The organism is Clostridium minihomine (genome assembly GCF_900240385.1).
Classification (GTDB): Bacteria; Bacillota; Clostridia; order Oscillospirales; family Acutalibacteraceae; genus Faecalispora; species Faecalispora minihomine.
The window spans coordinates 181647-195445 of sequence record NZ_OEQH01000004.1 but is presented as its reverse complement, the minus strand read 5'-3'; the positions used below and the strand labels follow the sequence as shown (position 1 = coordinate 195445).

The 13799-nt window shown below is 48.8% G+C and carries 12 protein-coding genes; all 12 read left to right on the top strand.

Annotation, left to right across the window (positions count from 1 at the left end; genetic code table 11):
- Window positions 1-7 precede the first annotated feature (7 nt).
- The 12 genes from C1A02_RS10610 (at window position 8) to ilvD (ending at window position 13721) form a co-directional block, all read left to right on the top strand.
- The gene (locus tag C1A02_RS10610; protein ID WP_101698199.1) at window positions 8-901 is read left to right on the top strand and encodes a cysteine ABC transporter substrate-binding protein; all 894 of its coding nucleotides are present in this window, start codon (window positions 8-10) and stop codon (window positions 899-901) included.
- 474 nt (window positions 902-1375) lie between these two features.
- Window positions 1376-2164, top strand: coding sequence for a formate/nitrite transporter family protein (locus tag C1A02_RS10605; RefSeq protein ID WP_370737801.1), 789 nt, complete (start codon window positions 1376-1378; stop codon window positions 2162-2164).
- A 130-nt stretch (window positions 2165-2294) separates the two neighbouring features.
- On the top strand, window positions 2295-3482 hold the full coding sequence (locus C1A02_RS10600; protein WP_101698198.1) for a diaminopropionate ammonia-lyase: 1188 nt from the start codon (window positions 2295-2297) through the stop codon (window positions 3480-3482).
- Window positions 3483-3700: 218 nt separating this feature from the next.
- Entirely contained in the window at window positions 3701-4786 is a 1086-nt protein-coding gene (locus tag C1A02_RS10595; protein WP_101698197.1) for a PucR family transcriptional regulator, read from the top strand.
- A 198-nt stretch (window positions 4787-4984) separates the two neighbouring features.
- Entirely contained in the window at window positions 4985-5680 is a 696-nt protein-coding gene (ftsE, locus tag C1A02_RS10590; RefSeq protein ID WP_101698196.1) for a cell division ATP-binding protein FtsE, read from the top strand.
- Window positions 5670-6581, top strand: coding sequence for a permease-like cell division protein FtsX (gene ftsX / locus C1A02_RS10585; RefSeq protein ID WP_101698195.1), 912 nt, complete (start codon window positions 5670-5672; stop codon window positions 6579-6581). Before ftsE ends, ftsX begins: the two co-directional genes overlap by 11 nt.
- Window positions 6571-7749 carry a murein hydrolase activator EnvC family protein gene (locus C1A02_RS10580; RefSeq protein ID WP_101698194.1) on the top strand — a complete coding sequence of 393 codons (1179 nt, stop codon included), beginning with the start codon at window positions 6571-6573 and terminating at the stop codon, window positions 7747-7749. Before ftsX ends, C1A02_RS10580 begins: the two co-directional genes overlap by 11 nt.
- A gap of 21 nt (window positions 7750-7770) precedes the next feature.
- Window positions 7771-9078 (top strand): S41 family peptidase, encoded by a 1308-nt coding sequence (locus tag C1A02_RS10575; RefSeq protein ID WP_101698193.1) that lies wholly within the window; start codon window positions 7771-7773, stop codon window positions 9076-9078.
- Between the two features lie 79 nt (window positions 9079-9157).
- The gene (greA, locus tag C1A02_RS10570) at window positions 9158-9640 is read left to right on the top strand and encodes a transcription elongation factor GreA (protein ID WP_101698192.1); all 483 of its coding nucleotides are present in this window, start codon (window positions 9158-9160) and stop codon (window positions 9638-9640) included.
- Window positions 9641-9767: 127 nt separating this feature from the next.
- Complete coding sequence (gene lysS / locus C1A02_RS10565; RefSeq protein ID WP_101698191.1) at window positions 9768-11270, top strand: lysine--tRNA ligase; 1503 nt, start codon at window positions 9768-9770, stop codon at window positions 11268-11270.
- A gap of 7 nt (window positions 11271-11277) precedes the next feature.
- On the top strand, window positions 11278-12036 hold the full coding sequence (locus tag C1A02_RS10560) for a hypothetical protein (protein WP_101698190.1): 759 nt from the start codon (window positions 11278-11280) through the stop codon (window positions 12034-12036).
- A gap of 29 nt (window positions 12037-12065) precedes the next feature.
- Complete coding sequence (gene ilvD / locus C1A02_RS10555; RefSeq protein WP_101698189.1) at window positions 12066-13721, top strand: dihydroxy-acid dehydratase; 1656 nt, start codon at window positions 12066-12068, stop codon at window positions 13719-13721.
- Window positions 13722-13799 lie beyond the last annotated feature (78 nt).

Genomic DNA, 13799 nt, shown 5'->3' with positions numbered 1-13799 from the left:
GACTATTATGAAAAAAAGAATCAAAGCGCTCTCCCTTGCGTTTGCACTGACTTTGTCCATCGGCCTGTTCGCAGGCTGCTCTTCCAATAATACTTCTTCCGGCGAAAGCGGAGCCGGAGAAACTTCTTCCGCTGCACAAAGCGGAGCCAACGCTCGTTCTTTACAGGAAATCAAAGACAGCGGCAAAGTTATTATCGGTGTATTCAGCGATAAAAACCCCTTTGGCTATGTAGATGCCAACGGCAAATATCAGGGCTATGATGTTTACTTCGCAGAGCGGATCGCAAAAGATCTGGGTGTTGATGTGGAATATGTTTCTCTGGAGCCCGCCAGCCGTGTGGAATACCTGAAAACCGGCAAAGTAGATATCGTTCTGGCAAACTTTACCGTAACAGAACAGCGCAAGGAGTCTGTAGATTTCGCTTTGCCTTATATGAAAGTAGCTTTGGGCGTTGTCAGCCCGGATAAGGCGCTGATTACCGATGCAAAACAGCTGGAAGGCAAAACCTTGATTGTGGCAAAAGGAACCACCGCTGAAACCTATTTTACTGCAAATCATCCCGAGATTAAGCTGCAAAAGTATGACCAGTATACCGAAACCTATAACGCTCTGTTGGATGGACGCGGCGATGCATTCTCCACCGACAACACAGAAGTTCTGGCTTGGGCGCTGCAAAATCCCGGATTTACCGTAGGCATTGAGAGCCTTGGTGATATCGATACCATTGCCCCGGCAGTTCAGAAGGGTAACAAAGAATTGCTTGACTGGCTCAATGAAGAAATCAAAGAGCTGGGCAAAGAAAACTTTTTCCATAAGGACTTTGAAGCAACACTCAAACCCGTTTATGGCGAAGCAGTAGCTCCTGAAAACCTGGTAGTAGAAGGCGGAGTAGTGGAATAAGGCGATTTTACCAATCGTTGTTTCTGCTTTTTAAATCAGCAACATGAATTTAATGCAAAGCCCCGGAATGCGTATTTTTAGCATTCCGGGGCTTTTTGTTGTAATCTTTGTCTAATGAATCTGCCAAAATTGCTGATTGAAAACCAAATTTCAGGAAGGTGATTTAAAGAGCTCTTTAAAAATTCAGTGATACAGAAAAAAGGCAAGAATTTTGTCGAAATAGAAATTGTAACAAATTGCTGTGGGGGACAGGAAAGAACTTGCGGGGCGGGTAAAAAGACGTTTTAAAGGCTCTTTTATGCTATAATATCCTCGCGGTAAAAACGAAAGACGCTTTCGTTGTCGCAAACAACCGGGGGGTAAACTATGGCAGCGGTCATCCTCTTGAGTTGTTTCGATAAAATTTGTTTGCATAGTGTGGCTTTTGGGCCATGCGGCATAAAAATCCGAGCTTGAGCCATATCCTACATTTTTGTGTGGGGGCGGGCACTGTTGTTTCAATGCGGTAATGCAGTGCGGCAAATTTTTAAAAAAGTCTGCAATTGGGGAAAAAGAGGTGCTGATATGAAAGACACGAAATCTTGGGCAGGAACGTTTCTTCTTGCCATATTAGCGGGGATAGGCATTGCATTGGGATGCACGATATACCTGTCTTCCAAAGATCCGGTTATGGGAGCGTTCCTGTTTTCATTTGGACTAATGACGATTTGTGCGTTCGGGTGGAAACTGTTTACCGGGCAGGTTGGGTATGTTTCTTACCTTAACATGAACCACTGGATTTTTTTGTTGTTGGTCTGGTGCGGAAATTATACCGGAACTTTTTTAACCAGCACGTTGCTGTCTTTTACCCGACATGGGCAAAAGCTTCAGGAAAAAGCCATTCAGATTACTCAGGCAAAGCTGGACGATACCTATCTTAGCCTGTTCCTGTTGGCCATTTTTTGCGGCATGCTGATGTTTATTGCGGTGGATGGTTTTAAAAACAACCCACATTCGGTGGGAAAATATCTGGGTGTTATTTTCAGCGTGATGCTGTTTATTCTTTGCGGATTTGAGCACTGTGTTGCTAATATGTTTTATTTCTTGATGGCCGGTATGACCACAAAGAGCATGATTTGTATTCTGGTTATGTCTGTGGGCAATGCGGTGGGCGGCGCCGGCCTTTCTGCCGCGATGTCTTGGGTGCGCCGTGCGGCGGAGCCCCCGAAAAAGGAGGAGCCAACCGACGCAGCTTGTGTTTCTGTCGAGACCATGGTACACTGACAGCAATTAACAGAACGGATATCATTGCCGCAGCCAAATTCTTTTGGAATTGTTTGGCGGCGGGCAGAAAAAAGCCATGCGTTTACAACGTAGGGCTTTTTTCAGTCTAAGAATAAAGGAGGCACTTTCTATGAATCGAGCCATATCTATTTTGCCGGGAAACCCGATTTCTGACCCCCAATTTTCTTATTTTACGGAACAGGAATTAAAATCTGCCCGTTCGTTTCATCAGTCCTTGCCCCAATACCGGGAAACACCTTTGGTGTCTTTGCCCCATCTGGCGCAGAAGTTGGGGGTGGGCGGCGTTTATGTAAAAGACGAATCCCATCGGTTTGGCCTGAATGCGTTTAAAGGTTTGGGTGCCTCTTATGCCATTGCCCGGCTTCTTGCTGAGCGCTTGGGGCTGGACAAGCCAGATTATAAGGCGTTGATGGAAGCAAATGTGGAGCGCAACGGCAAAGATATCGTTTTTGTAACGGCTACCGATGGAAACCACGGGAAAAGCGTGGCTTGGGCGGCTTCGATATTCGGCTGCCGGGCAAGGGTTTTTATGCCCAAGGGTTCTAAAGAAAGCCGGGTGCAGGCCATTCGCAGCATCAACAATACCCCGGTGGAAGTTACCCAGATGAATTATGATGATACAGTGCGTTTGGCGGCGGATTGGGCAAAACAGAACGGGCAGTTTTTGGTGCAGGACACCGGAACCGCCGAATATTACCAGATTCCCCGTGATATTACTTTGGGATACACCACCATGGCAGCTGAAGCCTTGAAACAAATGCGCGGGCAGTACAAAGCAGAAAAACCGACCCATGTGTTTTTGCAGGCAGGGGTCGGTTCCATGGCAGGGGGTGTTCTGGCATTTTTGGTTCAGCAATTCCGGCCGTCGCCGCCCTGTGTTACCATTATGGAGCCGGACACGGTTGCGTGCATTTACGAATCGGCTCAGGCGGGAACCGGAAAACCGGTGGCTGTGGGCGGCATTTCAGAGACTATCATGGCAGGACTCAACTGTGGGGAGCCGAACCCTCTTATTTGGCCGGTTCTGCGGGATTATGCATCTTTCTTTGCCTCTTGCCCCGATTGGGTTACCGAGCAGGGCATGAGAATGCTGGCACATCCTCAAAACGGTGACCCGGCGGTGATTTCCGGGGAATCCGGTGCAGTGGGGGTTGGCTTACTGCAGCAGCTTTGCCATTCGCCGCAGCTGTATGATACCAAACGGCGCATGGGTCTGGATGAAAGTTCACAAATTCTTCTTTTCAGTACCGAGGGGGATACGGATCCCCAGGGATACCGCCAAATCGTTGGCGAATAATGGCAATTTTAAGCAAAAACGGATGCGCCGCCGGAAAAAGTTGCTTTTCGGAGGCGTTTTGGAACATTTTGATTCCTTTTTTGAAACTCTTTTAACAAATAATTGGATGTATGCTTGAAATTTCATCAAAATTTGTGTAAAATATAATGAACCATAAAATAATGTTTTTGTTTTTACTAATCCAGATGACTGGAAAACTGATAAAGTGAGGGAGCATCATGTCAAACAGACTGTTTCAGGGAGTTATCCACCAAATGCGTGACGCGATTGACAGAACGATAGGTGTTATTGACGAGACCTCGGTAATTATAGCCTGCAGTGAGCTTGGTCGCATTGGCGAAGTCAACGAAAGCGTCACTCCGGATACGATTGCTTCGCCCAATCCCTTTGTAGTCGGCGGATACACTTACAAGTCCTTTGGCAGTCGGCCCCGCCCGGAATATGCCGTTTTTGTTTCTGGCAGCGACAGCGAAGCGATAAAATATGTGAATTTGCTGTCTATTTCGCTGAGCAGCATTAAGCAGTATTACGACGAAAAGTATGACCGCAGCAATTTTATTAAGAATGTGATTTTGGACAATATTCTGCCCGGCGACATTTATCTAAAAGCCCGGGAACTGCATTTTAACTCAGATGTTAACCGTGTCTGTATGCTGATTAAGATTTCTAATAAATCGGATATTTCTGCTTATGATGTCATTCAAAATCTGTTCCCCGACAAGAACAAGGATTTTATCATCAACATCAATGAAACAGATATCGCTTTGATTAAGGAAATCCGCACAGGCATCGAACCAAAAGATTTGGATAAACTGGCCAGCTCCATTGTAGATACCCTTTCCAGTGAGTTCTATACCCATTGTGTGGTGGGAATCGGAACCATTGTGGTGGGCATTAAAGATTTGGCCCGCTCCTTTAAGGAAGCACAGGTGGCGTTAGAAGTCGGCAAAGTATTTGATACGGAAAAATCTATTGTCAGCTATGACAATCTGGGAATTGCCCGTTTGATTTATCAATTGCCCACCACCCTTTGTGAAATGTTCCTGAAAGAAGTGTTTAAGCGCGGCTCCATTGAGTCGCTGGATCACGAAACTTTGTTTACCATTCAGCGGTTCTTTGAAAACAACCTGAACGTTTCCGAAACTTCGCGCAAGCTGTTTGTTCACCGCAATACGCTGGTGTACCGGCTGGAGAAAATCAAAAAAATTACCGGGCTGGATTTGCGTGAATTTGAGGACGCGATCGTATTTAAGGTTGCGCTGATGGTTAAGAAATACCTGTCCTCGAATCCGGTTAAATTTTGAGTAAAAAGAATATAAATATTACAGAAATATTACAAATATATTCTTTTTAAGAACTATAAATCTTTCGCCCATTGGTATTATGTAAACATACCAATGGGTGTTGATTTTTAGAGGGAATCACCGCTGTTTTTTCGGCGCAAAAGGCGGCGAAAGCGGGAACACACTGTGGGGAAATTCTGAAATTATGGAGCGATGGCATTGATAGAATTCTTAGATGTTTGCAAGACCTATGGCAACGGTACCGAGGCTCTTCGCAATGTAAACCTGAAAGTGGAAAAAGGGGAATTCGTATTTATCGTAGGATCCTCCGGCGCAGGAAAAAGTACATTCCTGAAGCTGATTATGTGCGAGGAATTCCCCAATAGCGGAGAAATTATTGTAAACGGCCGCAAGCTTTCTACCGTGAAAAAACGTGATATCCCTTATGTGCGCCGCACCATGGGAATTGTGTTTCAGGACTTTCGGCTGATTGACAAAATGACGGTGTTTGACAATGTGGCTTTTGCCATGCATGTGGTGGGGGCTTCTCAGCGGGATATCCGCAAGCGGGTGCCGTACATATTAAATTTAGTGGGACTGAAAGAAAAAGCAAACTGCCGGCCGAAAGAGCTTTCTGGCGGAGAACAGCAGCGGGTTGGTTTGGCGCGTGCTTTGGTCAATAATCCCAGCATGATTATTGCGGACGAGCCCACCGGAAATATTGATCCGGCTCTCTCTTTTGAAATTGTGGGGCTGTTAAGTGAAATTAACCGAAGGGGTACCACTGTGTTAATGGTTACCCATGAACACAGGCTGGTCAAGCATTTCCGACGCCGGGTGGTCGAAATCCACGACGGACAGGTCGTGGCAGACAGCTGTAACCTGGCAATGGAGGAGGTATCCCATGAGGTTTAGCAGTGTACGGTATTTGCTGAAAGAAGGGGTAAAGAATATCTGGGTAAACCGGATGATGTCCTTTGCCTCGGTGGGGGTTCTGGTTGCCTGTCTTTTGATGACGGGTGCCGCCACTCTGTTTTCGATGAATTTAAATATGGCGATGACCTCTTTGGAAGAGGATAATTCCATTACGGTTTATATGGCCGATAACTTACCCACCCTGAAATCCATACAGGTGGGCGAAGAGATGAAAAAGCTTGAGAATGTGGAAAGCTGTGAATTTGTCCCGAAAGGAGAAGCCCTTGAAAAGTTGATGGAGTCTATGGGAGACGATGGAACAATATTCAGCAGCCTTTTGGGCGAAGACAATCCCCTAAACGATGTATTTAAGGTTAAAATGAAGGATTTGTCCCAGTATAAAGAAACTGCCCAAAAAATCAGTGCCCTGGAAGGGGTCTATAAGGTTCGGGACTATTCCGATGTGGCGCAAAAGCTGACAAGCCTGGACAATTTGGTCACAACGGCTGGCTTTTGGATTGTTTTGATTTTGAGTTTGGTTTCGGTGTTCATTATCTCCAACACCATCCGCATTACCATGTTTTCCCGCAGATTGGAAATCAGTGTGATGAAATCGGTGGGGGCCACCAACAGCTTTGTTCGGATCCCCTTTGTGGTGGAAGGAATTATCATCGGGCTGTTTTCGGGCTTGGTGTCCAGCGGACTTTTGTCGCTGGTGTATAACAAAACGCTTCAGACGATCACGGACATTGTTCCGTTTTTCCAACCGCTGCCTTTGGGAAGCGTGCTTGGAAATATTATTTTGCTGTTTATCGGCGCGGGTGCTTTTTTCGGTGCCGTGGGCGGCGGAATTTCAATTGGCAAGTATTTAAAAGAAGGAGGAAGTTCCATTGGGTTTTAAGGGAAAGCGTTCTGTTTTGGCGGTTACTTTGGCGGTGATGGTTGCTTTTGGATCGATTCCCCCGGCGGTTGGAGCCGATTCTGCTTTGAATCAGCTTCAGCAGAAGCAAAGTGCTTTGAAAAAGCAACAAGAGCAAACAGCAGCCAAATTGAAACAGCTTAAGGCAGACAAGGCCAAGCAGCAAGAGTATAAAGATGCGTTGGACACTCAGGTGTCAAATGTTCAGAGCCAAATTGATACCTTGAATGCACAGGTTGCCGCTTTGGATGCAGATATTCGCCAAAAGGCAGCGGAAATTGCAGAAAAACAGGCCAGTATTGACGCAAATGTGGATCAGCTCAAGCAAAGAATTCGGGCGATTTATCTGTTGGGAGAATCTTCTCAGCTGGAAATGATTCTGGGCTCCCAGGATGTGATGGATTTTTTGGATAAGGCAGAGCTGGCACGCTCGATCTCTCAGCATGACAATGAGGTGATCGAAGCGCTGAAAAAAGACATGGCTTCTATTAAAACCCAAAAAGAACAGATTGAGGTTAACCGGCAGAATGCGGCTGCAGCACGCAAAGAGCTGGACACCAAAAATCAGGAACTGACCGGACTTTTGACAGAAAGCTCTCGGGTACTGGTAGAGCTGAGCGCCAATGTGGTCAGCACCAATTCAGAAAATAACCGGCTTGCGGCAGAGCGCAAAAAGGTGGATGGTGAAATTGACAAGTGGTATAAAGATTACTATGCCAGCCTTGGGAATAACAGCAATAATCAGGCCAGCGGCGGTTATGTGAGCAAAGGGCAGTTTACTTGGCCGGTTCCGGGGTATACTAAGCTATCCTCCTATTGGGGCGATGGGCGAAACCACAAGGGAATTGATATCGCCGGATCCGGAATTTATGGCAAGCCCATTGTGGCGGCGGATTCCGGTAAGGTGATTATGGCGGTTCACAGCGGCTGGGGCGGCGGTTATGGGCTTTGCGCTTACATAGACCACGGCGGCGGGTATTCCACCCGTTATGCCCATGCCAGCAAGATTCTGGTCAACACCGGCGATGTGGTGAAAAAGGGCCAGGTAATCGGTTATGTGGGCAGCACGGGCGACTCCAGCGGACCTCACCTGCATTTTGAGATTCGCGTCAACGGTGTGGCACAGAATCCCATGAAGTGGTTCAAATGATGTTAAAGTAGAGGAAAGCTTATGAGCAAAAAAGTATCGCTTGGCGCGGCGGCGGCAATGGTTTTTGTGGCAGCTGCCATTACCGTTTCTCTGACGTATTCCTATGCAATGAATCGGTTTAACGACAAGGTTGCAGATGTGAATAAACGGCAGGCTATGTACACCAAGCTGAGCGAAATCGATCAAAAAGCGCGGCAGGATTATATCGGCCAAATCAGCGAAACAGAACTGAATGATGGAATTGCTGCCGGCTATATTGCCGGGCTGGGCGATGCCGGGGCCAAATATATGTCTGCCGAAAAATATAAGAATTATCTGAGTTCCACTTCCAAAAAATCGGTGGGTGTTGGTATCCGCACCATTCAGGATGCCGATGGAAATATGGAAGTCATTGAGGTGCTTCCCAATTCTGCGGCAGCCAAGTTCGGCCTGCAAAAGGGCGATGTGATCGTTTCGATTGACGGCAAAGAGGTTATCCGCCTGACCTATGGAGAAGCGGTGAATCGCCTGGACGGAACCGTGGGTACCACGGTAAAGCTTGGGGTGCTGCGCAGTGTGACCGAAAATGAGCAGACCAGCACCCAAAAGCTGGACGTGACCGTGACCCGGGCAGAATATCAGCGCATGACGGTTACTTCTTCTGTCATCAACGGAAACGTGGGTTATATTTCCATTTCAGAGTTCCAAAACTCGACCAAAGATCAATTCGTTTCTGCCATTAACAGCCTGACAGAGAAAAAAGTGGTGGGGCTGGTAGTAGATCTGCGCAACAATTCCGGTGGAAGCGCAGAAGTTATGGCTTCTGTTCTGGATGAATTTTTGCCGGCGGGCAGCTCGGTCAGCTATGTGGACAAGAATGGAAAAACCACGGTGGAATACAGTTCTAAGTCCGGCGAAATCAATTTGCCGATTAGTCTGGTTGTCAATTCCAGCACTTATGGAGCGGCAGAAATTTTTGCCGCAGACATAAAGGATTATAAAAAGGGCAAGCTGGTGGGGGAAAAAACTGCCGGATACGGCACAAAGGACGAAGTGATTCCTTTGTCGGACGGCTCTGCGATTCAAATTTCTGTGGGATATTACACCCGCATTGACGGGAGCAGTTTTAACGGTGTGGGTGTGGATGTGGACATGGCAGTGCAAATGACCCAAGAGAAAAAGGATTTGCTTTTGCGCCGCTCTTTGTCTGCTTTAGAGGATCCCCAGCTTCAAACAGCTGTGTCGGCGTTGGTGACTCAGGGTGCTGATGTGCAGCAGATTCCCGGGACAGACAGCGGAAACGTCAGCGAATCCAGTGGTGCTTCTTCCGCGGCTGAGGCATCCAAATAAGCGTTGACAGACTCATACTTGTTTACTATAATGGATGTATTGCGGATATAGATTCACTGATAAAGGTGGTTAATAACTGATGGCAAAGCAAGTCATTTTAACCCAAGAAGGGTTAGAGGCTCTGGAGCAGGAGTTAGAATATTTAAAATCGGTTAAACGAAAAGAGGTTGCCGAAAAAATTAAGGTAGCTTTGTCGTTTGGTGATTTGTCGGAAAACAGCGAATATGACGAAGCAAAGAACGATCAGGCAATTATGGAGGCCCGCATTGCGGACATTGAAGTAATGCTGAAAAATGTGGTCGTCATTGATGAAGACGAACTGAACAACGAAAATATCCATATCGGATCTAAGGTAGAGGTTCGGGTAACACCGGAAGGCAAACCGTCGTCGATTCGGGAATATAAAATTGTGGGCTCTAACGAGGCAAATCCTTTGCAGGGCAAAATTTCGGATGAATCTGCCGTGGGCAAGGCTCTGTTGGGCCATGGCGTGGGCGACAAGGTGTTGGTGGAAGTTCCGGTGGGTACGATAGAGTACGAAGTACTGGGAATTTCTAAATAAGCCAGTTCCGAAAAAAAGCGTAAAGAATGCGGGGCGGGAGTGAAAATTTTCACCCTGCCCCGTTTTTGCACAGACCCCTTGCCGCCGGGCGGCAGATTATCTAAGGAAACAGGAGAGGTAGTTAAGGATGAGCGATAAGACAAAAGAGCCTGTGGAGCAGGAACAGCAGGATATCAGCGAGCTGCTGCAAATTCGCAGGGACAAGCTGACGGCGCTGCAGCAGGCGGATAAGGATCCCTTTGAAATTACTGTGTGTGAGCGGGATGCGTTTGCGCAGGATATTCGTGACCGGTTTGAAGAGATGGAAGGCAAAGATGTGGTTTTGGCCGGACGCATTATGAGCTGGCGCGACATGGGCAAAGCCAGTTTTATGGATATTCAGGATCGCAGCGGGCGGATTCAGGTCTACCTAAAAATAGATGATATCGGCGAAGAGGCTTATCATGGCCTGGCCAATTGGGATATCGGCGATTTGGCCTGTGTCACTGGCTTTGTGTTCCGCACCCGCAGGGGCGAAATTTCTGTTCACGCCAAAAGCATTACTTTGCTGGCAAAATCCCTTTTGCCGCTGCCGGACAAGTTCCACGGCCTGAAAGATACCGATTTGCGGTATCGCCAGCGCTATGTGGATTTGATTGTAAATCCGGAAGTGAAAGATACCTTTGAAAAGCGCAGCAAAATCATTCGCACCATTCGCAATATTTTGGACGAAAGAGGTTATGTGGAAGTAGAAACCCCGGTGCTCAATCTGATTCCCGGCGGTGCTGCTGCCCGGCCTTTTATCACTCATCACAATACACTGGATTTGGATTTGTACCTGCGTATTGCGCCGGAGCTTTACTTAAAGCGTCTGATTGTGGGCGGCATGGAAAAGGTTTATGAGATTGGCCGTCTGTTCCGCAACGAGGGCATGGATGTAAAGCACAATCCGGAGTTTACCACCATTGAGCTGTATGAGGCTTATACCGACTATCACGGCATGATGGATTTGACCGAAAAGCTGATCAACGCCTGTGCAAAAGAAGTGTGCGGTACGGAAGAAATCACCTATCAGGAGGATGAAATCAGCCTGAAGCTACCTTTCTGCCGCATGACCATGAATGACGCCATCAAGCAGTATGCCGGTGTGGACTTCCTTTCCTTTAAGGGTGACACCGAGCGGGCCCGTGAAGAGGCCAAAAAGCTGGGTCTGGAAGTGAAAGCCACCAACACTTGGGGCGACATTATGAATCTATTCTTTGAAGAGAAGGTGGAAAACGAGCTGGTACAGCCCACCTTTATTTATGATTACCCGGTGGAGGTTTCTCCTCTGACCAAGCGTAAGAAAGAAATCCCTGAATTGGTGGAACGCTTTGAGCTGTTCATGACCCGCCGGGAATTTGCCAATGCGTATTCCGAGCTAAATGACCCCATTGATCAAAGAGGACGCTTCCAGCATCAAATGGAACTGCGCGAAGCAGGCGATGAAGAGGCCAACATGATTGATGAAGATTTTATCACTGCGCTGGAATACGGCATGCCGCCCACCGGCGGTATGGGAATGGGCATCGATCGTCTGGCAATGCTGCTGACAGACAGCGCATCCATTCGCGACGTGCTGTTGTTCCCCACCATGAAGCCCAGGGAGTGAGATAACTTTGGCAAGGGATCGGTATCTGTGGAACGCGGGGGAAGAAAAGATTCGCCCGGCCAATGCCGGGACTAACCCGAAGTCCCCCAAAAGCAAATGGGAAAATTTTTGGTATTACCATAAATTTCACTTGCTGATAGCGCTGCTGGTGATAGCGCTGGCGGCGGGCGTGATTTACGAGCTCGCTTCCAAAGAAGAGCCGGACTATCAGATTGCGCTTTTGACACAGACCAGCTATCCCGAAGCGCTGACCGCTGCCTTGGAACAGCAAATTGCTCAATATGGCGAGGATTTGAATGGGGACGGGCGGGTGCTTGTGAGCATCAACTCGTACCTGATTGTGATGGAAGAAGGGAAGCAGGTCAGTGATCCCAGTCTGCAAATGACCAGTGTAGCCCGGTTCCTTTCCGATTTGGAACAGGGCAGCAGTGTCATTTATCTGACGGATGAAACCAGCTTTCGGCTGCATCAGCAGACCCGAGGGCTGTTTTCAAATGTGGACGGCAGCGTTTCGCCAACAGGCAGCGAGGAAGAGTCCGCCATGTGGATTCCCTGGAAAGAATGCAGACCGCTTTCCCATTTGGTTACTGCGGATCAGCTCAAGGGGCTGGACAGCGAAGGGCAAACTAAAACTCTGGCCATGCTGGATGAACTGGGGATTTCCCTTCGGGCCATTCCGGGAACCGTTTTGGAACAGGATCCGGAAAAAGTGGAGTATTACAACGCCAGCCGAACGCTTTTGGAACGGTTGGTGTACGGAAAATAGACAACAGGGACTTTTAGGAGGGAAACACGATGAGAAGCGATTTAATGAAGGATGGAGCCGCCCGTGCCCCCCACCGCTCTTTGCTGCGCGCGCTGGGATTGACAGACAACGAAATGAAGCGCCCCTTTATTGCGGTGGTAAATTCCGCCAGCGATTACATTCCGGGGCATCGTCACCTAAAAGATATCAGTGAAGCGGTTAAGGCCGGCATCCGAAACGCTGGGGGTGTTCCCTTCGAGTTTAATACCATTGGCGTCTGCGACGGCCTTTCTATGAATCATCAGGGAATGAAATATTCCCTTTGTTCCCGGGAACTGATTGCCGATTCCGTAGAAGTGATGCTGACGGCACATCCTTTGGACGCAGTGGTGTTTATCCCCAACTGTGACAAAGTGGTTCCCGGCATGCTGTTGGCGGCCTGTCGACTGAATCTGCCCAGTATTTTTGTCAGCGGCGGCCCCATGCTGCCCGGTGTACATAACGGCGTGCGCTTTGGCCTTTCAGAAATGTTTGAGGCAGTTGGAAGTTATGCCGTTGGAAAAATTGATGAAGCAGAACTGACTGCTTTAGAAAAATGTGCATGTCCCACCTGTGGTTCCTGCTCCGGCATGTATACCGCAAACTCCATGAACTGTCTGACAGAGGCCATCGGCTTGGCTTTGCCCGGCAACGGCAGCATTCCCGCTGTGATGTCTGAGCGGATTCAGCTGGCCAAAACTGCCGGAGAACGGATTCTGGAGCTGTATCAAGAAGATATTCGCCCCAGCGATATTTTGACCGAAAAATCCTTTGAGAATGCTTTGCGCACCGAAATGGCGCTGGGATGCTCCACCAACTCGGTGCTGCATTTGACCGCCGTGGCCTATGAGCGGGGTGTGAAGCTGGATATTACCGATATTGACCGCATCAGCCGCGATACCCCGCAGTTGTGTAAGCTGAACCCGGCCAGCACGGTGTTTATCACCGATTTAAACGAAGTGGGGGGGATCCCTGCCGTGATGAAGGAACTGGCTCGAAGCGGCAAGATGCACACCGGCTGTCTGACGGTGACCGGCCCGCTGGAGCAGCGTTTGGCGGCGGCACCCGGTGCGGACGGAGATATTATTCGCCCGTTGGAAAACCCTTTCCGTCAGGATGGCGGAATCGCTGTGCTGCAAGGCAACATTGCCCCTGACGGCGCGGTGGTCAAGCAAGGTGCGGTTGCCCCCGAAATGATGCAGCATACCGGCCCTGCCCGTTGCTTTGACTGTGAGGAGGACGCTTCTCAGGCGATTCTTTCCGGTAAAATCAAGGCGGGCGATGTGGTGGTGATTCGTTACGAAGGCCCCAAAGGCGGCCCGGGTATGCGAGAGATGCTGACCCCTACCTCTGCTTTAACCGGCATGGGGCTTGGCGCCAGCGTGGCACTGATTACCGACGGGCGCTTTTCTGGTGCTACCCGCGGCGCGGCAGTGGGCCATGTGTCCCCCGAAGCGGCGGTTGGCGGCCCCATTGCGCTGATTCGCGACGGCGATATTCTGGATGTGGATATCACCAACCGTGTGCTGAACCTGCATGTGGAAGAAGCGGAGCTAAAGCGGCGCCGCAAGGAATGGAAGGCTCCCCAAAAAGAGCTGACCGGTTACATTAAGCGTTATGCACAGCATGTGACCTCGGGTTCCCGTGGTGCTGTGTTTGAAAAATAATTGATAAAACGCATCGAAATAAAAAGGCGGTTCCTCCCGGTTTCATCGGGGGAACCGCCTTTTGTTGGTGCTCGACGG